We start from the raw sequence: 20,871 nt of genomic DNA, 5'->3' as shown, positions 1-20,871 counted from the left end.
GCGCCTCATAGCCCGGCTCTGCTGCCTTTCAAGGCAAACGCCTTCCGCTGCACCATCACTGCTGCAGTGATGACAGCCAGACCTGTGACCGCCCATGTGACAGGATATATCACCATCAATGTGCGGAATGAATAATCGATTCTCGGAAACAGATACACCCATCCAAGACGCAACACACACGTGCCGAACACAGTAAGCAACATCGGTGTCAGCGAATATCCAAGACCTCTCATATAGGCTCCGGCTATCTCATAGCTGCTCGCAAGGCTTTGGAATACCAGCACCGTATGGAACCTGACAGAAGCATAATGCACCACAGCAGCATCGGATGTAAACACCCCTATGCAAGCCTGCTGCTGCCATACTATCAGGAAATTGGCTACACCGCACACTGCCACGCTGTAAAACATGCATATAGCCGCCACACGCTTGCAACGGTCATAAAGGCCGGCTCCGTAATTCTGTCCCGCAAAAGCTATCGTTGCCGCACAGAATGCCACCACCACATAATAGCAATACGCCTCATAGGTAAGTGCAGCCGAGGAGCCGGCTATGGCATCGGCTCCGAACCTGTTGATAGCTGACTGGATAAAGATATTCGACACAGAGAACACCATGCCCTGCAAACCGGCTGGGACACCTATCTGCAACATCTTCTTAAGGTCAGGCACCGAGACCGACCACCGGGTAATGCTCAAAGTGACCGGCTCCGCCTCACGCGTAAGAAAAAACACTATTATAGCGGCATTCACGCCATTGGATATCACCGTGCCCCATGCAACACCAGCCACTCCCATATCGAACACAGCCACAAACACCCAGTCCAGGACAAGATTGCACAATGTGGCGACAAGCAGCGAATAGAACGGCAATTTAGTGTCGCCAACGCTCCTGAACACAGCGGAACCAAAGTTGTAGACCATCATGAACGGCATGCCGCAGAAATATATGGTGAGATACTCTTTGGCAAGGTCTATCACATCGGCTGGCGCACTCATAGCCTCAAGTATAGGACGCGCCAGCAGAGCACCGAGCACCAGAAGAATAAACCCCGAAACAAGCGACACCACCGCCACTGTCGAAACCGAACGTCTCACAGCCTCATCGTGACGCTGCCCGAGATAATTGGCTATAACGACATTGGCTCCGACGGCAATCCCGAGAAACAGATTGACAAGTATACTGATGATAGGTCCGTTGCTCCCGACAGCCGCAATAGCCTGTGTGGTGGAGTAACGCCCTATTATAGCTACATCGACAGCATTGAACGACTGCTGAAGTATCCCGCTGGCTATAAGCGGGACCGAAAATACCAATATCTTACCGAAGAGGGGTCCATGAAGCATATCCACCTGTCCGGATTTTTTCATAACAGTACCCATAACTATGAATCCGGTGCAAAATTACATATTTTTTCTTGCACCGGACACGTTATGGGCACAATTAAATTGTCAGCTCCGCAAAAAGGCTACTCAGTACATCGGTGTGAACGGCTTGGACTTAAACATCTTACCTGTCACATCACCGACATAGTCCCTGCTCTTAGCCACATCGAGCTTCATCACCGGGGCACCTTTGCGCAGGTCACACTTCGACAGGTCGATATAGAACATACCGGGATTGGTCACCACATCGAAATAGTAACGAAGGTCGCGGATATTGGAGAACGAACGCCACTGTGTGGCTGACACATTGGCATCCCCCTCAGTATAGGTATAAGGCACCGAAACATTTGCCAGTATCGACCGGATTATTGCCAATCCAAGGTCCGCATCACCGGTCTTCTCGACATGCCTGTCAAAGAAATATCCGCGCACAAACCTGTCAGGGCTGCTCACCGTGCCAGGCAATGCATGTGTGCCGCCGATCTTCTGCCAATAGTCATTGATAGCGTTCATCTGAGGGAAAGCCGGGTCATTGGTCATAGCCGGAAGATCCTCTCCCTGATAAATCTTTATGGTGCCATGGTCAAACTCTATCACGGCACATCTGCCGTCGGCATCAGTTATCCCCCAGTGGAGAGCCGACACAGTGCCGCCGTCAAACGTAGCACCCGACACATTGAACCCATGCGCCCCTACAAGCTCCACGGCCTCAGGCGTGGTAGCGCAAAGGTCCAGAATCCATGCCGGAAACATGGCAAGCGACATGGGCGGACGGTTGCGGGTGGAATCATTCTCATATACCGTGCCCTTGCAGAACAGACCGTTGACCACCAGTCCTTTCTCATTCATACCTTCCGTCACACCGCCGTCGTAACCCACGGCATACACGGCTCCATACTTTGAAGTCCAGCTTATGGCTCCCGACATGGAATGGCTCTGTTTGACCATCCCGCGCGGATATACATATATATTGGTAGGTATAGGATTCTTCCAGTCAAGCGAACGTCCTACTATACGCAGACTGTCATCACCGACATACAGAATACGCGAACAAGCCTCGGCACGTTGCCCAATGCCCAAAGCCACAGCCGCAAAGGCAGGCAATAAATAGCGAAGTTTCATCGTGAGTTGTTTTATGAGATTTATATCTTGTTATAGAACATATGTGACACAGCTAATGTTCGGCATCACGACATCGGGAAATTGTTCACTCTACAATATTAAAAAAACTTAATTAGATTAAATACTTTTGGCGTTCAACAGGAATGTCCCTAATTTTGTATTGGAAAGAAACACGCCATAGTTGTTGAACCTTGGATTTATAAAGATTTTACGCATTAAATTCAGTTTTTATGGACTAAGGACAAAGGCAACTTCAATGACTTTCGTCGTGACGACGGTGGTCCACTGATAAAAATGGTGCTGTGTAAGTATGATATAATCTCTACATTAAATTTGGATGCATGGGCCACAACGGTCCATGAATCGCAAATTGCCTTTTGGCTTTAGTCCGGCACCCCTTGATGATAAGGAGTACGGACCTTTTTTTTATATCCCTGCCGCAAGAATCGGCCCCCTGTGTTCACCTTAGAAAGGTATATAAACAAAAATCCTTCGCGAATCACTTCGCAAAGGATCTGTGCGCTTCAGGATGGGCTTGAACCAACGACCCCCTGATTAACAGTCAGGTGCTCTAACCAACTGAGCTACTGAAGCAGTATGTGTCTTGGATGTTGTGTCTGTGCGCTTCAGGATGGGCTTGAACCAACGACCCCCTGATTAACAGTCAGGTGCTCTAACCAACTGAGCTACTGAAGCATTTTTTGCATCCGCTGAAAACTCTCTTTCTGCATTTGCGATGCAAAATTACATCTAAAATTTGAAATGTGCAACCTTTTCGCAAAAAATTTAATTTTTAAAGTGATTTTTTGACTTTTTGACTCGTGGCGTGTTATATAAGTAATAGAAATTGAGTAATTTTATACCCACGTTTTCAACGACCATAATATCCCCTATGAAGAAACTGACCCTTTTCGCCGCCGCTCTCATCGTGCTGTCCATGCTCGCTTCGGCTGCAACACGTAGCAAAAAAAGCGATATATCGCGAAATCTCGATATCTTCAACTCTCTGTATAAAGAGTTGCAGACTTTCTACGTCGACTCGATCGATGCCGAGAAGTCCATCAACACAGCCATAGCTGCGATGCTCAACGACATTGACCCGTACACTGAATACATCCCCGCCAAGGAGCAGGAACAGTTCCGCACCATGACCACCGGCGAATACGGCGGCATAGGCTCGGTGATACAGGAGACCCCCAGAGGCGTGATAATCGCCGACCCTTACGAGGGGAGCCCGGCACAGCGCGCAGGCCTCCGTCCGGGCGACCTAATAGTGATGATCGACTCCGACTCGGTGGCAGGATGGAAATCCTCCAAGGTAAGCGAGCATCTTAAGGGACAGAACGGCACCATGCTGCGTGTACTGGTCAACCGCCCTTATGTAAAGGATTCCATACTTTCGTTTGACATCAAGCGTGCAAAGATTCAGATACCGTCCGTGCCTTACTACGGTATGCTCAAGGACAATGTGGGCTACATAAGCCTCAACACATTCTCCGAGAAAAGCTATCCCGAAGTGCGGGAAGCCCTCGAAAAACTCATCAAGGACGGAGCCAAAGGCATAGTTCTCGACCTCCGCAGCAACGGTGGCGGACTCGTTGAAAGCGCGGTGCAGATACTCGGACTCTTCCTTCCGAAAGGGACCACCGTGCTTAACACTCGTGGCAAAGGTGTGCTTAACGAGAAGGTCTACAAGACATCTGTGGCTCCAGTGGATACTAAGATTCCTCTTGCCGTGCTCATTGACGGCGCATCGGCATCAGCTTCCGAAATCGTGACCGGAGCCATCCAGGACCTTGACCGAGGTGTTGTGATAGGCAACCGCTCGTTCGGGAAAGGACTCGTGCAATCCACCCGCCAGCTCCCTTACGACGGCCTCCTCAAAGTCACCATAGCAAAATACTACATACCCTCGGGCAGGCTCATACAGGCGATCGACTACTCCCACCGCAACCCCGACGGCACAGTGGCGCGAATCCCCGACTCGCTGACCACCGTGTTCCACACAGCCGGCGGACGAGAGGTGCGTGACGGCGGAGGCATCACACCCGACATAAAGATTGAATTGCCCGAAGTGAACCGTCTCACCTACAATGTGGTGCGCGACAATTGGGCTTTCGATTTCGCCAACCGTTATGCCGCCACCCATAGCAGCATACCAGCTCCCGAGGAATTCGAGATCACCGATACCATCTACGAGGAGTTCAAAAAATTCATCGACCCTGCACGCTTCAACTACGATAAGGTGTGTGAAAGCGCGGTAGACCAGCTTCGAAAGATAGCCGAAGCAGAAGGATACATGAACGACTCGACCAAAGCTCAGTTCGATGTGCTTGCCGGAATGATGAAACATGACCTCAACCATGACCTTGACATCAACCGCAAGAACATCTCCCCTTATCTTGCAGGAGAAATCGTGAGCAGATATTATCATCAGAAAGGCGAGATCATCAACTCGCTCCGCAACGACCAGACCGTCGATACCGCCGTAACGGTGCTAACCACACCTCGCTACAACTCTATAATTCACCCGTAATTTGCCATTCCGGCAAACACAATGACCCTCCAGGAACTCAGCGAAAAAATCCTTTCCTCACCTCGCGGCGAAGCCCTCAGGAAAGCCCTCGGCAGCCGCACCAGGATAATCTCGGTATACAATCTTGCCGGGTCAGCTCCCGCTATGATGCTCGGAGCCATGCCTGCCCGCAAAGCTCCCACTGTTGTCGTGGCTGACTCGCTCGACGATGCCGGCTATATCTATCACGACCTAACGAGAATAATAGGCGAAGAAAAGGTGGCTATGTTCCCGTCGGGCTACAAGCGTGACATAAAGTACGGACAGGTCGACCCTCCCTCACAGATACTCCGCACCGAAGCTCTCAACCGCTGGCACTTGGACTCAGCACCTCAATATGTGGTCACATATCCCGAGGCGTTGGCTGAGAAGGTCGCATCGCGCAGGACCATCGACGAGCACACCATCCACCTTGTCTCGGGAGGGGAATATGACCTCACAGACATCATAAAATGGCTGAGAGGCAACGGTTTTTCCGAAGTGGACTATGTGTATGAGCCTGGACAGTTTGCCTCCCGAGGCTCCATTCTCGACATATTCGGCTACAGCAATGAACTCCCGCTTCGCATCGACTTCTTCGGTGACGAAATTGACTCTATCCGTCTCTTCAATATCGAGACACAGCTATCGGAGCAGAAACTTAACGAGGTATCGATCACCTCGGGCATAGCCTCGGAAAGCTCGTCGGGCGGATCATTGCTTGACTACATCGACAGTTCGACACTGTTTGTGGTGCGCGATGCCGACTATACTGTGAGCCGCATACGTGCCATCGCAGGCGAAGACTTCTCACAAAGCGCACTTATAGCAGGCGAAGGTGACTCTGCGGCTATGAACCAGGTGGTCGACGCCGATGAGTTCAGCCGTCAGTTTGCAGGATTCCGTCAGCTGCGATTCACATCCGGAGCCCGCCCCGACACCGAGGCAGGAGCAAGCATCGACTTCGGATGCTCTCCCCAGATTATCTACCACAAGAACTTCGACCTCATAGCCGACTCCTTCACACAATTCATAAATGACGGCTACACTATATATATACTAAGCGACAGCGAGAAACAGATCGAACGTCTCAATGCAATATTTGCCGACCGGGGCAACTCCACCATATCATTCTCCCCTGTCCTGCCCACATTACATGAAGGGTTCAGCGACAAGGGGCTCAGGATGTGCGTGTTCACGGACCATCAGATATTCGACCGTTTCCACAAGTACACACTTAAAAGTGACCGCGCCCGCTCGGGCAAGCTCGCTCTGTCGCTCAAAGAACTGAGTGCGATAGAGCCGGGCGACTACATAGTGCATGTCGACCACGGCGTGGGCCGATTCGCCGGACTCCTACGCACAAATGTCAACGGACGCACACAGGAGATGATAAAGCTCGTATATGCCAACGACGACATAATCTTCGTATCCATACACGCGCTGCACAAGCTTGCCAAATACCGTGGCAAGGAGGGTGTGCCCCCTAAAATCAACAAACTCGGCACCGGGGCATGGAACAAGCTGAAAGAACGGACCAAAAGCAAGCTGAAGGACATAGCCCGCGACCTCATCCGGCTCTATGCCGCACGAAAAGAGGAGCAAGGGCATGCTTTCGCCCCTGACAGCTACCTGCAACAAGAGCTTGAGGCCTCATTCATCTACGAAGACACCCCTGACCAGCTGACTGCCACCAGAGCCGTGAAAGCCGATATGGAGAGCCCGAAACCCATGGACCGTCTCATATGCGGCGATGTTGGATTCGGAAAGACCGAAGTGGCTATACGAGCCGCATTCAAGGCTGCGGTCGACGGCAAGCAGACCGCAGTGCTCGTCCCCACAACCGTACTTGCCTATCAGCATTTCCGGACATTCTCCGAACGGCTCAAGGAACTGCCTGTGCGAGTGGACTACCTGTCACGCGCACGCACAGCCAAACAGGTCAAAGAGATAGTAAGCAATCTCGCCGAAGGAAAGATCGATATACTGATAGGCACCCACAAGATAATAGGCAAGGAGGTGCGGTTCAAAGATCTCGGGCTCCTTATTATCGACGAGGAGCAGAAATTTGGCGTTGCCGTAAAAGAGAAACTCAAGCAGCTAAAGACAAATGTCGACACCCTCACCATGAGTGCGACACCGATTCCACGCACTCTACAATTCTCCCTGATGGGTGCCCGCGACCTATCATCCATCAACACCCCTCCTCCCAACCGGTATCCGATCATCACCTCGGTCAACGCCGGGAACGACGACATCATAAGCGAGGCTGTCAACTTCGAGCTGTCACGCAACGGACAGGTGTTCATAGTCAACAACCGCATCGAAGGGCTCTACGATCTCGAAGCACAGGTGAAACGCCTCGTGCCTGATGCTCGTGTAATAGTGGGACACGGACAGCTCCCCCCCGAGCAGCTTGAGAAGGTCATCATCGACTTCGCCAACCATGACTATGATGTGCTCATAGCCACCACTATAATAGAGAGCGGCATAGACATGCCAAACGTCAACACCATAATAGTCAACAACGCTCAGAACTTCGGACTATCCGAGCTCCATCAGCTGCGAGGACGTGTAGGGCGCAGCAACCGCAAGGCTTTCTGCTATCTGCTTGTGCCGCCTCATATACCACTCACACCTGTAGCCCGACGTCGCCTCCAGGCGATAGAAAGCTTCAGCGAACTTGGGAGCGGCATCCACATAGCCATGCAGGACCTTGATATCCGCGGTGCGGGCAACCTGCTTGGCGCGGAGCAAAGCGGCTTCATTGCCGACCTCGGATATGAAACCTACCAGAAGATTCTCAAGGAAGCTGTGACAGAGCTCCGCACACAGGAGTTTGCAGGGCTCGACAAGGCTGAGACTTTGGAGAGCGCGGATGAGGAATATGTAGCCGACTGCGTGATAGAAAGCGACATGGAACTCCTCCTGCCTGCCGATTATGTGCCGACAGAAAGCGAGCGTATAGCACTCTATCAGGAACTCGACGGCATAGAGCGTGAGAGCGACCTGATGGCATTCCGCTCACGCCTCACCGACCGCTTCGGCAACATTCCTGACGTGACTCTCGAACTGCTCCGCATACCGCGTCTACGCAGGCTCGCACGCCGCCTCGGCATCGAGAAAGTGGCTCTGAAACAAGGAAAGATGTTCACCTATTTTGTTGACGACAGCAACAAGGCATACTATCAGAGCGACATGTTCGGACGCCTCATAGGCTACCTCACTTCCCATCCGCGACGTGTGCAGATACGCGACAGGAATGAGCGGAAGTCGTTCGCTTTCCTAAATGTCCCTTCCGTAGAGACCGCAGTCGCAATCCTACAGGAAGTGATCGGAGAGGAAAAAGCTACCTGACCAGGCACATCTATACGCCATATCAATTACCACACAAACCTAATACCACACAAACATGCTTATCAAGACCTACGGAGCCGCCGTGCAAGGCATAGACGCCATAATCGTAACCATCGAAGTAGCGTCCGACAAAGGGGTGTCATTCTCGCTCGTCGGGATGGCGGACACAGCCGTCAGGGAGAGCCACGAGCGTGTGGTATCGGCAATGACTCAATGCGGCTTCTCCTGGCCGCGCCGACGCATAGTGGTCAACCTGTCACCGGCAGATGTGCGCAAAGAGGGTGCCGCCTACGACCTTCCCATCGCCATAGGCATACTTGCAGCCACCGAGCAGATAAGATGCTCCCACCCGCTGGAAAGTTACATGATAATGGGGGAATTGTCACTGGACGGCTCTGTGCTACCAATACGCGGTGCGCTACCCATGGCAATCAAGGCACGTGAACTCGGCTTCAAAGGGATGATAGTCCCTAAGGCAAATGTATCGGAAGCTGCTGTAGTAAACAACCTGGATGTCTACGGCGTGAGCTCCCTATCGGAAGTCATAGATTTTTTCACAGGGAAATCCTCATTGGCTCCGACAGTCGTGAACACACGGCAGGAATTCACCCGCTCGTCCGGAATATTCGACTGCGATTTCTCCGAGGTAAAGGGACAGAAGCCAGTGAAACGTGCTTTTGAGGTAGCCTGTGCCGGCGGACACAACATACTGCTTGTCGGACCTCCCGGGTCAGGCAAATCAATGATGGCAAAACGGCTGCCTACCATACTGCCGCCACTCACTCTCTCCGAGGCTCTTGAGACCACCAAGATACACTCTGTGGCTGGACGTCTCAAAAGCGGTTCGCGGCTCATGACATCACGCCCTTACCGGTCGCCACATCACACCATATCACCTGTAGCACTCGTCGGCGGAGGGAGCAACCCTGTACCCGGCGAAATCTCACTCGCTCATAACGGCGTGCTGTTCATGGACGAATTCCCTGAATTTTCCCGACAGGTCCTCGAAGTGATGCGGCAGCCATTGGAGGACAGGCACATAACCATATCACGCGCCAAATACACTATCGACTACCCGACCGGATTTATGCTTGTCGCATCCATGAATCCATGTCCGTGCGGCTACTACAACCACCCCACAAAGGAGTGCACATGCTCCCCTGGAGCGGTGCAGAAGTACCTCAACCGCATATCCGGGCCACTGCTTGACCGCATTGACTTACAGGTGGAGATCTTTCCAGTGCCGTTTGACAGCCTTATCGACAAGAACCCAGCGGAGACAAGTGCCGACATAAGGGACCGCGTTATTAGAGCACGACTGCTCCAGGACCATAGATTCTCCCTTGAGAGGCATATCCACTGCAATGCCCAGATGACCCATCGTCTGCTCTCAGTCCACACCACACTCGACGGGGAGTGCACACGGCTGCTAAGGGATACAATGACCCGCCTCGACATGTCGGCGCGAGCCTACGACCGCATCCTGAAAGTGGCACGTACCATAGCCGACCTTGACTATGCCACGCGGGAACACTTTGACCCGACCGACACCAAAAGCATATCGGAGGCAGCCTCATCACCGATCCTCAGCGATCATCTTTACGAAGCCCTCGCCTACCGCTCTCTCGACCGTGGCTCTTGGGGAAAGACCTCTGGTCTATAACCTCGGCACCCTTCCTACAAGGCTGTCAGGAAGTTTCGGCATGGCACCTGCACACGAGCACACATATGCCGATGTGTCTACTGCAAGCCTGTGGGCTTCTCTCAGTGGCATTCCGCTCAGCATTCCTGCCACAAACGCCCCTGTGAATGAGTCGCCGGCACCTACGGTATCAACGACATCCACACGTGGTGTCTCCACAAACGACACCTCCTTACCGGTGAACACATAGCTGCCGTTCACTCCGCATGTGAGAATCAATGTCCTGAGTCCATATTTCTCAAGCAATGCAATGCATCTTTCCTGCTGGCTGCCACCGCTGATGCCGAGCATCCCGCTCACCACCTCAAGTTCCTCATCATTAATCTTGAGCACATTGCAGCGTGCAAGAGAATCGGATATCACCTGCGGTGTATAGAAACTGAGCCGCAGGTTTATGTCAAACACCTTATATTGTCCGTCTCCGTCAGGCATGGCGTCCAGGAATGCCTTTATGGTAGCACGCGACACCTCGCTGCGCTGAGCCAGGGAGCCGAAACTCACAGCACGCGTCACCGACGCAATGTCACGGAGCGCATCAGTAAACGGTATATTATCCCAGGCAGCACCCTCCTTTATATCATAGCAAGGCACACCGGCAGCGTCAAGGCTCACCTGTACCGTGCCGGTGGGATAGTCCACTTCCGCAATATTACATTCTATATCCCTTGCCAGGACCGCAGCTTTAAGCTCCTCGCCCAGATCATCATTGCCTACTGCACTCACCCCAATGGCTGGCAGCCCGAACTGCGACACATGATAAGCAAAGTTACATGGCGCACCACCTATCTTCTTTCCGTCAGGCAGAACATCCCACAGCAACTCCCCGATACCGACTATCAGTGCCGGAGAATTCTCAAATTTTTCATTCATGACACACATTACTAAAAATTAATCTCCGCAAAAATACTCAAATCGTCCATACCTTGCATCATCCCACAGTCAGAATGTGCACTAAAAACATAAAAAATTCACATCAACCATCCTCCCTGATGTTAGCAATACCTTAAATCATGACTGCATGAACTCTGCTTTTTATTTTTTTTTAATTTTTTTTAATTTTCCGTCATTTTTTGTACCTTTGCAGACGGATTTCAGAACGGCACGCTCTACTCATGCGCTTTATCTCATTCATATTAGCCACCTTTATTATGCTTATGTGCACAGCTCCTGCATTTGAGCATGACACATGTGTGCTGCATGAAACTAAGTGTTCCTGTGCCGATGACAATTGCGGAAAAGAATGTGACAGCGATTGCAATTGCTGCTCACCGTTCATAGCATGCACCACCTGTTCGGGATTCGTAGTGACACCCCGGACTACAACCGCCGTCCATATCAATTATGCACACATAGACTACCTGCTACCGGCATCCGACAAGATCCCCTACATTTTCATATCGGTCGACACGCCCCCTCCTGTCCATTGTTAAACGACTATTATCGGTCAGTAATAACATGGTCATGACTAATACAGTCGTGACCCGTATTTCCACACCAATCATAAATCATCTTAACAATGAAAAAACTATCTATATTCATAGCGATAATGCTTTTATCGCTACAGTCAGTCTGTGCACAAAACATATTCAAAGCCAAAATCATCGACGGAGATTGTGGCGAAACCCTTATCGGAGCCACAGCCATCCTGCAAGGCAGCAACAAAGGGGCAATGTCCGATGCAGAAGGGATTGTAACCATCACAGGTATCCCTGACGGCACACACACCATCATATTCTCATGCACCGGATTCGAGACTGAACGAAAAAAATTCACATTCCCGCTTCAATCACCCGACAAAACTGTCATAATATCCTTGGAAGAGGAAGAAAACGAGCTTGAAGAGGTGGTGGTAACAGCCACTCGCGGCACACGCACATTCAATGACCTCCCTACACGCGTGGAGTTCATCGGCTCAGAGGAACTGGAAGAAAAGAGCCTCATGAAACCTGGCGACATCCGTATGCTCCTCAGCGAAAGCACCGGCATACAGACCCAACAGACATCGGCTATATCGGGCAACTCCCTCATAAAGATACAGGGACTTGACGGGAAATACACTCAGATACTGAAAGACGGATTTCCGGTCTTCTCGGGCGCGGCTGCCGGTCTGGGGCTTTTACAGACACCTCCGCTTGATCTCAAACAGGTTGAGATTATCAAAGGCTCATCAAGTACGCTTTATGGCGGCGGAGCCATAGCAGGTCTTGTCAATCTTGTGTCAAAGACCCCTGAAGAAAAGCGTGATTTCCAGGTTCAGCTCAACGGCACCACAGCTAAAGGGCTTGATGTGAACACATTCTACTCTCAACGTTTCAACAAAGCAGGCACCACAGTCTTTGCCTCCTACAACCGCAACTGGGCATATGACCCATCCGATGTAGGATTTACCGCCATACCTGAATTTGACCGGTTCACACTCAATCCCACCATATTCCTCTACCCAAGCGAAAACACCATCGCAAGCCTCGGCATAGAAGCTATGATCGAGGACCGTCTGGGAGGCGACATACACTACATAAAGCACGGTCACACCTCCGACCATCCGTATTTCGAGAAAAACAGCTCCCAACGCTACTCCTCACGACTGAATGTAAAACACAAGCTAAATGGCAACAGCAGTCTCAATGTAAAGAACAGTGTGACATTGTTCCGCCGCAGATTAGAGATCCCTGACTACCGCTTCAAAGGCGACCAGTGGTCATCATTCAGCGAATTGTCATACATCAACACCCGAGAGAAATGCGAATGGATTGCCGGAGCCAACGCCTGGACCGAACACTTCGATGAAAAGCAGCTCACATCCATCCCTGCCAGGGACTTCAGCCTGAACACTTTCGGAGCCTTCGTTCAGAACACCGTCAACATCAGCGAAAACATGGTAATTGAAAGCGGCTTGCGCGGAGATTACGTTCACGACTACGGCTTTGCAATACTGCCACGCATATCAGCCCTATACAGGTTCAACAATAAGTTCTCCACACGCATAGGCGGAGGATTCGGCTACAAGCCACCGTCAATATTCTCGGAAGAGAGCGAAAGGCTGCAATATGAGAACGTGCTCCCTATCGACAAGGAATTCAATAAGCTCGAACGTAGCTACGGAGCCAACCTTGATTTCAACTACCGCACCTCCATAGCCGACGGACGTGTACTATTCACTGTGAATCAGCTCTTCTTCTATACCTATCTCCGTCACCCGCTCGAACTCAAAAAAGAGTCCGACGGCCTGTACCGTTTCTACAACATCGCAGGCAACATGAACAGCAAAGGTGCTGAGACTAACGTAAAAGTGATGTACTCTGATTTCAGTCTCTTTCTCGGATACACCTACACCGATGCCAGGATAAAGGAAAACGGCATGAACCACAGGAAAACCCTCACTCCGAAACATCGCCTGAACTCTATGCTGATGTATGAGGTAGAGGACAGCTGGAGGATAGGATATGAGCTGTACTATGTCGGCGAGCAGCATCTCACTGACGGATTGATGGGAAAGGACTATGTGACGATGGGGTTCATGATACAGAAGATTTGGGATAAATTCTCTATATACGCCAACTTCGAGAACTTCACCGACCGCAGACAGACCCGCTTTGACACCATATATACAGGAAGCATCAGCAATCCCGAATTCCGTGACATATACGCCCCCCTTGACGGATTCGTTGCAAATGCCGGAATCATCCTCAAATTCTGACATATGATACCCCTCCGATACGATTATATCGAAGGGGTATCATAATACACAATGGTTTTTAGTTATTTGTTCCCTTCAAGTTTTCCTAAACGCATCACTATTGATGTTTGGCTTCTTCCCATTTTTGCTGCAATATATTTTATGCTTTTCCCCTCATGATACAGCGTCATTAGAAAGTTATCGGCATTGCGTGTCCATCTTTTATTCGCATTTGGATGCTTTTCATAACTTTTTTCTGTAATTTTTTCGGGATGCAGAATTTCATCAACAAACACAGACGGAAAACGCTTGTCATATAATACGAAAGTCCTTATCTTCGCCCTTGTAATTGCAACATAGAACAATCTCCTTTCTTCGCCATAAGGATATTGGTCGCTCTTTGTCAAAACATAATTTAGCACAGGGTCATCATTGACCAGGGACGGAAATCCATATGTGTCCTTATTACATTGGAGAATTATCACATAGTCCGCTTCAAGACCTTTGGATTTATGGGCTGTCAGAAACTCTATTTTCCTGTTTCCGATAAAGTAGTAAAATCTGTTGCCCTCTTTCGTGGATTGATACCTGTATGACAGATAGTAATCATCGAATGAATATCGTCCTAACAAAAAAATAGATTTGTCCAAAGGAATTGACGCAACCAACTGTTCGATAACGTTGCAATAATTGGCTCGGTCATACTCGTAAAAGAACAATTCGGTCTTGGTTTCCGGATTGTATGGATGTATGTCCTTTTTTATTTGTGTTCCGTTCTGTTGTATGAATTGCGATGATAGGCTGACCAACGGTTCGCCAAAGCGGTATGTGGTTTCAATCTTGTTTATATCAGTATGACCAAAGAAATCTTGGAAACTATTAAAGAGAGCCATGTCACTGCCGGAGAAACGATATATTGATTGCCAATCATCTCCGACACAGTATAGTTTAGCAGGTGGATTACCTTCTCTAAGAGCTTTCAAAAAATTGTAGCGATCAAACGATATATCTTGAAATTCATCGACAATAATATAATCGTATCTCACAGGGTGAAGTGAACGGCATATATCGGTAGCTTGCAGTATCGCATCCGTAAAATCTATCTGATTGAGTTTTCTTAATTCTTCAATATATCGTTCATAAACAGGTTGAAAAATATTCTTTATAATGAACTCGTTACGCTCATCTCCTATGCTTTTAACTTCCCTTATAACCTCATGTATGGATCTGCAATTTGACTTTATTAATGTTACAAAGGTGACGACAAGCCGGATAAACGATTTTTCCTGCTTGCTGTTGGGAGACAGAACCATATCATATAATTCCGCATCCGTTTTTTCTTTGACAGGAACACCTGCCTTTTCCAGTTGTATCTTCAGTTTGTCCCTGATATCGTAATAGTGAAAATCAGCACTTGTGGTTGTCAATAGTTCCGTACCGAATTTCTCATGTGCGGCCTTTTTCCATGTGATACCGTCATTATATTGCTGATTGGCTTCTTCATAGGTAATACCTCGGTCTTTGGCAAACCACATAGGGACAAGGCTGTGTTCGTCCACGCCAAAGTGTTCCAGATATATTCGTTTTGTTTCACCGTCTCGTTCATAATAAATGGAGAAATCCGGCATGTATTGCGAATGCATTTCATCTGCCAAAGAATGTTCGTAAGGTTCTTCGTATCTGAATTTCACGCCAAGCAATGACAGCGCAAGACATATTTTCTGCTCCTGTTCACTTCGAACGTAAACAGTCTTCCCATCCATATCCGGAAACTGCGCTTTCAAACGTGTTTCTTTTTGTTCTGAAAGCTGTTGCCTACGCTCGTTCTTTTGTCGTTCCCAATCTTGTTCTTGAATTTGGTAATCAAAGAAGTATTCAACCACACTCTTTTTGAAGTTGTCGTCATCAAGTAGTTCTTGATATATTTTCAAAAACAGTGCGTCTGTGTTACTGCATATCGACGGTTTCTGACCTGTCACCTGTCCGATGATATCAAGAGCAAGTTTATGGAATGTGTAACCACGCAATCCCTCAATACCCATTCTGTCTGTCAGTTCGGCGGCCGCCTTGTTGGTATAGCTAATAAGGAGGATATTTTGAGGCTCAATATGTTTAATTTCTATAAGATACTTCACTTTTCCCACAATAGACGATGTCTTTCCGCTTCCTGCACTACTGATTACCAAACAGTTGTCCTCACCTGACACAATGGATCGTCTTTGTTGCTTATCCAACGGATATTTCAGACAATGGTCGAAAAAATCCTTATAGGTGTTAAGTTCCTCTTTTATAAATCTGTCATTATGGCTTTTGATGAGCCATTGTAGATTCTCAAAATCAGATACAAATTTTGCGATTGTTTCAGACGGTTCCACATGGAATGTTTCAAGCCGTTTAAGACAGTCATTTACTTCATGGAACAACTCTGTATAATATTCCGTAAACAGTTTCTCTTCTCGAAATGTTATGTATTGCCCATTAAATGTTTGTTCCAAATTGGACTCGATATCTTTAAAAAAGTGTTCGTTTTCTTGTCTTAGTGTTTCTTCCCTGCTTTCATGGTTGGCTTGGAAAGGAGTTATGCTCTCTACTCTAAAAGACAGCTCATTCGAATTCTTTTTTAACAATATGCGTATCGCTACTATGGCAACAATAGCTATAGCAGCGATACATAAACCTAAAGTGAGCAATAGAGTCATTTTTACAACTTGTTATAAATTAGGCTGTCGGCGTATTTAATTTGTGGCTGGGACAGCATGGTTAATAGGTACGACTGCACGGTTTTCTTCATCGAACAACCACTGAACCTGCCATGTTTTACCGTCTATTCTGTCAAGGAGAATGAAGTTATAGATGTTTTGAGTGGAATAAAGTTCAAAACGTCCATTGACTTTCTTACCTCGTGACCAGCGGATTAGGATTTAAGTCGTATTCAAAGCGTCCTTCATCACCTTTGACGCTATATTGCACTTGCGACATCTGTCCTGTCCTGAGTGTCAAGATTAATGAATGTCCACATATTTTGTGTGGGAAAGAGCTTGAAGCGTCCTATGTCATACGTTTGTACGAGCTGCTATTTTGCTTCTTCCTTGGGCGTTACAAATCTTTTCATACTACACTGTTTTTAGATGTCGTCTAAATCATTTTTGATTTTGGCTTCAGCATTCAGCGAGTCCCGATAACGTATCATGACCACACCCTCATAGACACCTGATGTTTTTTCTATTGAAAGCTGTATATCACCACCTGTCACTTCCCATGCGCTGCCATACACGACAGTTCCCTGATGTACTTCTGCCATTAAAGCAGTATTGGAATCAGAATGTGCAGGATTGTTTTCTTTTGAAATTGTAGGCTCTCCGTATTTACGAGTATATAGATCCTTGTAATAGTCATAAATATAAACAAGGGTCTTCCACTCTTCGCTTGGCTCAAAGAAAACGACTACAGCAAAAACGTTTTTTCCATCGTCTGTTGCTTTAACACCGACTGTAGCCTTACGCCCTGTGAAATCACCAGTAAACAACGTTATGTTATTGTCACGACCAATTGAAGTAAATCCTTTGGCTTTGAGTTTCTGACAGAATGATGTCATACTTCCTTCAATGGGAATACCTTTGAAAGAGAGATGTTCTTGTGCCATAATGTTGATAACAGCAAAGAGCATGGCTAAAGTGATTAAGAGCTTTTTCATTTTCTTCTTATTCAAGTGGCTCTTTTAGTTCCTATTGAGCCGTTAATCACGCAGAAGCGTGGAACTGCAAATGCCACGTTCTGAATTGGAGGTCGTAGGAAACCTGTACACACGAATGTAGTAATAGCAGCCCACGCTATAGCGTGAGAACCACTATGCCATCCTTGTGTGTAATTGTGAAATTTCCTACGTTTCCAATTCACAAGATAAGCATAACGCTTCTTATTATTTCAAAATTTCGTGGAAAGAGTTGTCTCAATCCAAATACAAAGGTAGTTAAAATCCCATAAAAGTATCTCACTGACAGGTAAAAATCAGCATTTTAGGACTCTTTTTTTCTTTTTATACCTCTATTGGTTCTCCAAGTGTCCAAAAAAACTGTTTTATAGCAGTAAAAAAACATTTCCTATGCAATATATTAGAAAATACACTCTCATATTGGAATGTTGGTAGTTATATTTAATTTGAGTTTACACAAATAGTCCGATACTACTCTCAAATAAAAATCTGATGAATTGTGACATTATAAGGCGCAGGAAATCCATAAATTTATTTACCTTTGCAACCGGTCCCCCTCCCCCACTGAACAATTATGGCACGAAATCTATTAGGCCGCTATGTGTGGCTCATCGACACCATCAGAAGGTACGGCTCCATAAAGCGTGGAAAGCTTAACGAGCTGTGGGTAATATCACCTTTTTCAAACGGTGAACCGCTCCCGCGCCGCACATTCTACAACTACCGTGAAGCCATTGAGGAGCTTTTCTCAATATCAATCAACTATGACCCTGCCACCTATGAATACTCCATCGCCACAGGTGACAACCATCAGGAGGGGGTCACCGACTGGCTGCTCAACACTGCTGCCATGAGCAACGCGCTATCCACCGCCTCCGACATATCCGAGAGGATATTCCTTGAGGATGTGCCGTCCGCACGCCTATATCTGTCGCAGGTGATATCCGCCCTGCGCGAACACCGTGCCGTACATTTCACCTACCGTCCATACACACGCTCGACACCCAGCAACGGAGTCATCGTGGAGCCGTATTTCCTGAAAATTTTCCGTCAGCGGTGGTATCTTACAGGACGCAATGTGGCGGACCAGAAAGTGAAGACCTATGCACTCGACCGCATGGAGGATGTCACGCTGGACGATGACACATTTGAGCCGGACCCGACTTTTGACGCAGAGAGCTATGTGCGCGACACATTCGGCATAGTGTTCTCTCAGGGAGAAGCCAAGGATGTGGCACTGCGCACCGATTCGCGGCAAGCAAAATATTTCCGAGCACTCCCTCTTCATCATTCCCAGCGGGAGGTGGTACACGATGACTACTCAATATTCTATTACCGCCTGCGCCTCACCCCCGATTTTCTTCAGGAGGTGCTGTCATTAGGCCCGAATGTGTGCGTGATCGCACCACCGGAACTTCGAGCCATGGTCACATCCTCCCTGCATGAGACCCTCTCTCTATATGAATCGAAAGATTAACCTGCCATCGGCTATCTCTTCAATTCGTATATTTCAAGAAAATATCACCTTCATGCGAACAATACAAGGATACCCCTTGTTATAATTGAAGAGTCACGGACATAAACACAGCCGCCAGACTCTCTTACATCCTATAACACATTTACACACATGGATAAAAAATCAATAAAAGGCACTCAGACCGAGCACAATCTGCTCGCAGCTTTCGCCGGTGAAAGCCAGGCTCGTTCACGATATACCCTCTTCGCAAAAAAAGCCAAGGAAGAGGGCTACCGACAGATTGCTAAAATATTCAAGATGACTGCCAAGCAGGAAATGAGTCACGCCGAGATGTTCTTCAGCAAGCTTGAGGGAGGTATCGTGACCATCCAGGCAGGCTATCCTGCCGGAGTGGTAGGCGACACCATCACTAATCTTCGCGAAGCAGCCGCAGGAGAACGTGAGGAATGGAGCGACCTGTACGCCAACTTCGCGCAGACCGCCGCCGATGAGGGATTCCCAGAGATAGCCATGATATTCAAGATGGTGGCAAAGGTAGAGGTCGAGCATGAGAAGCGTTATCTACGTCTGCTCGAACGCCTCACCAACGACCAGGAATTTTCAAGCAACAATCCTGAGCAGGAATGGCAATGCATGCATTGCGGCTATGTGCACAAAGGAAGCTCAGCCCCCAAGAAATGCCCTGTATGCGGAAAGGAACAGGCTTATTTCGAGCGTAAGGCCGAGAACTATTAATAAAAGCCACGAAGAGGCTACAAACCTATCTTTCTATATATAACAACATCAACGACCGAGCACACATGTGTGCTCGGTCGTTGACATTTTACGGAATCATGTCCTTGCACTCCGGGGCATCATCCTTCAGAATCGGAGGTCGAATCCGGTTCTACAGTCGTCTTCTGCTTCTCACATTTGCTATGGCGGGCATAGGCAGAGGCCATACGCGTATGATAACGACGGCGAGCATAGGCAGGTCCGTTATATCCACGTGCAAATGCGGCCCAGTTTTTGGACTGGAGATGCTTTACCAGTCCGGTGTTCGTGATGAAATTTGCAAACATGTCGAGCTGATCTCGTTCGGAACGCGACATAAGTTCCACAAAGTTCTCCAGGCTCTCGGCTCCACACCTTTTCCAATTGAAACCTCCTATCTGGAACATCCCCCAGAATGTGCCCTCGACAGCAGCCTGCGGATGAATGGTCTTGGCTGCCTCAAGGCGGCGGTTGGCACGCAACTGCGATCCACGGTGGGAATTGAACACCACGGAATGCGATTTACCATACTTTGACAGATTGACCCCATGCCTTTTGGCAAATCGGCGAAACATGGTGAGGTCAAAATTTATGAGCGGCTTGCCTGGAGCGGAAAAGCCCTCGTGAGTACATCCGGCCTCGATTTCAACGACGGCCTTGATAGCGGCGACTTCCACACCCAACGACTGGGCTACTTCAAGGAAGTCTTGTTCGGTCAATGCGAGAATTGTGTCTTTCGGCTCTGTGAGCTGTTTTGCCATAGCTACCGGCGATTCACTGACGTCAACATCTTTGTCGGTTTTTCGTGACTGTCCGTCACTATTGATGGTGAATATAGCTGAGGAAAGTAGCACCGATGCTACGAGCATGGCTGCACGTTGTAGCATAAAAATGATTTTAGTTCAACAATGCCCTTGTACACCGGCCATGGCGCAAAGGGTGATAATTAAGCATAGCATTCACCGGATGGGACATAACCCATGCACCATACGGATTTGGAGAGAACGCTATAACTTTCATATAACGTATACTATATGCATATTATTGCATAAGCCATTAAAAATATTTTTATCGGCTTATGATATCAAAAAATACAGGTGGCGTGGACTGCTTCAACACATCCTCGCCACCTG

Annotated in this window: 12 protein-coding genes and 2 tRNA genes; 6 read left to right on the top strand and 8 right to left on the bottom strand. The window is 48.4% G+C overall.

The features are described from left to right. Positions 1–5 precede the first annotated feature (5 nt). From EZ315_RS06520 to EZ315_RS06505, 4 genes are all read right to left on the bottom strand, one after another. Entirely contained in the window at positions 6–1,370 is a 1,365-nt protein-coding gene (locus EZ315_RS06520) for an MATE family efflux transporter (RefSeq protein WP_242452525.1), read from the bottom strand. 102 nt (positions 1,371–1,472) lie between these two features. Continuing rightward, positions 1,473–2,507, bottom strand: a complete 1,035-nt coding sequence (locus tag EZ315_RS06515; protein WP_135471363.1) for a linear amide C-N hydrolase — start codon at positions 2,505–2,507, stop codon at positions 1,473–1,475. Between the two features lie 520 nt (positions 2,508–3,027). Then, a tRNA-Asn gene (locus EZ315_RS06510) sits at positions 3,028–3,101 on the bottom strand. A 28-nt stretch (positions 3,102–3,129) separates the two neighbouring features. Then, positions 3,130–3,203, bottom strand: a tRNA-Asn gene (locus tag EZ315_RS06505). A 196-nt stretch (positions 3,204–3,399) separates the two neighbouring features. Between EZ315_RS06505 and EZ315_RS06500 the strand changes: the two genes are divergently transcribed. The 3 genes from EZ315_RS06500 to EZ315_RS06490 are packed head-to-tail and all read left to right on the top strand — an operon-like array spanning position 3,400 to position 10,081. Continuing rightward, a complete protein-coding gene (locus EZ315_RS06500; RefSeq protein WP_135471362.1) occupies positions 3,400–5,043 on the top strand; it encodes a S41 family peptidase in 1,644 nt (547 codons plus the stop codon). Between the two features lie 21 nt (positions 5,044–5,064). Continuing rightward, the gene (gene mfd / locus EZ315_RS06495) at positions 5,065–8,418 is read left to right on the top strand and encodes a transcription-repair coupling factor (RefSeq protein ID WP_135471361.1); all 3,354 of its coding nucleotides are present in this window, start codon (positions 5,065–5,067) and stop codon (positions 8,416–8,418) included. A gap of 55 nt (positions 8,419–8,473) precedes the next feature. Further along, a complete protein-coding gene (locus EZ315_RS06490; protein WP_135471360.1) occupies positions 8,474–10,081 on the top strand; it encodes a YifB family Mg chelatase-like AAA ATPase in 1,608 nt (535 codons plus the stop codon). On the opposite strand, the gene EZ315_RS06485 is transcribed toward EZ315_RS06490, so the two are convergent. After that, complete coding sequence (locus tag EZ315_RS06485) at positions 10,076–10,990, bottom strand: carbohydrate kinase family protein (protein ID WP_135471359.1); 915 nt, start codon at positions 10,988–10,990, stop codon at positions 10,076–10,078. The two genes, EZ315_RS06490 and EZ315_RS06485, sit on opposite strands and share 6 nt — an antisense overlap. Positions 10,991–11,636: 646 nt before the next feature. Here EZ315_RS06485 and EZ315_RS06475 point away from each other — a divergent pair. Beyond that, on the top strand, positions 11,637–13,817 hold the full coding sequence (locus tag EZ315_RS06475; protein WP_135471357.1) for a TonB-dependent receptor: 2,181 nt from the start codon (positions 11,637–11,639) through the stop codon (positions 13,815–13,817). Between the two features lie 62 nt (positions 13,818–13,879). Here the strand turns inward: EZ315_RS06475 and EZ315_RS06470 are convergent, their stop codons facing one another. Further along, positions 13,880–16,495, bottom strand: a complete 2,616-nt coding sequence (locus EZ315_RS06470) for a UvrD-helicase domain-containing protein (RefSeq protein WP_135471356.1) — start codon at positions 16,493–16,495, stop codon at positions 13,880–13,882. Positions 16,496–16,920: 425 nt separating this feature from the next. Next, a complete protein-coding gene (locus EZ315_RS06460; protein WP_135471355.1) occupies positions 16,921–17,490 on the bottom strand; it encodes a hypothetical protein in 570 nt (189 codons plus the stop codon). A gap of 592 nt (positions 17,491–18,082) precedes the next feature. Here EZ315_RS06460 and EZ315_RS06450 point away from each other — a divergent pair. Further along, entirely contained in the window at positions 18,083–18,985 is a 903-nt protein-coding gene (locus tag EZ315_RS06450) for a helix-turn-helix transcriptional regulator (RefSeq protein ID WP_135471354.1), read from the top strand. Positions 18,986–19,135: 150 nt separating this feature from the next. Then, entirely contained in the window at positions 19,136–19,720 is a 585-nt protein-coding gene (gene rbr / locus EZ315_RS06445; protein WP_135471353.1) for a rubrerythrin, read from the top strand. Between the two features lie 119 nt (positions 19,721–19,839). Here rbr and EZ315_RS06440 read toward each other — a convergent pair whose 3' ends face one another. Further along, the gene (locus EZ315_RS06440; RefSeq protein ID WP_135471352.1) at positions 19,840–20,625 is read right to left on the bottom strand and encodes an N-acetylmuramidase family protein; all 786 of its coding nucleotides are present in this window, start codon (positions 20,623–20,625) and stop codon (positions 19,840–19,842) included. Positions 20,626–20,871: the final 246 nt, after the last annotated feature.

Origin of the sequence: Duncaniella freteri, from assembly GCF_004766125.1 — a bacterium.
GTDB classification, from domain to species: Bacteria; Bacteroidota; Bacteroidia; order Bacteroidales; family Muribaculaceae; genus Duncaniella; species Duncaniella freteri.
Note: the sequence above shows the minus strand (reverse complement) of the source record. Positions and strands in the feature narration are given on the sequence as shown.

Excerpts from the sequence above, each read along its gene's own strand:
- EZ315_RS06460 (WP_135471355.1), bottom strand. The coding sequence starts at position 17,490 with ATGAAAAAGCTCTTAATCACTTTAGCCATGCTCTTTGCTGTTATCAAC.
- EZ315_RS06515 (WP_135471363.1), bottom strand. The coding sequence starts at position 2,507 with ATGAAACTTCGCTATTTATTGCCTGCCTTTGCGGCTGTGGCTTTGGGC.
- mfd (WP_135471361.1), top strand. The coding sequence starts at position 5,065 with ATGACCCTCCAGGAACTCAGCGAAAAAATCCTTTCCTCACCTCGCGGC.
- EZ315_RS06490 (WP_135471360.1), top strand. The coding sequence starts at position 8,474 with ATGCTTATCAAGACCTACGGAGCCGCCGTGCAAGGCATAGACGCCATA.
- EZ315_RS06500 (WP_135471362.1), top strand. The coding sequence starts at position 3,400 with ATGAAGAAACTGACCCTTTTCGCCGCCGCTCTCATCGTGCTGTCCATG.
- rbr (WP_135471353.1), top strand. The coding sequence starts at position 19,136 with ATGGATAAAAAATCAATAAAAGGCACTCAGACCGAGCACAATCTGCTC.
- EZ315_RS06520 (WP_242452525.1), bottom strand. The coding sequence starts at position 1,370 with ATGAAAAAATCCGGACAGGTGGATATGCTTCATGGACCCCTCTTCGGT.
- EZ315_RS06440 (WP_135471352.1), bottom strand. The coding sequence starts at position 20,625 with ATGCTACAACGTGCAGCCATGCTCGTAGCATCGGTGCTACTTTCCTCA.
- EZ315_RS06450 (WP_135471354.1), top strand. The coding sequence starts at position 18,083 with ATGGCACGAAATCTATTAGGCCGCTATGTGTGGCTCATCGACACCATC.
- EZ315_RS06475 (WP_135471357.1), top strand. The coding sequence starts at position 11,637 with ATGAAAAAACTATCTATATTCATAGCGATAATGCTTTTATCGCTACAG.
- EZ315_RS06485 (WP_135471359.1), bottom strand. The coding sequence starts at position 10,990 with ATGAATGAAAAATTTGAGAATTCTCCGGCACTGATAGTCGGTATCGGG.
- EZ315_RS06470 (WP_135471356.1), bottom strand. The coding sequence starts at position 16,495 with ATGACTCTATTGCTCACTTTAGGTTTATGTATCGCTGCTATAGCTATT.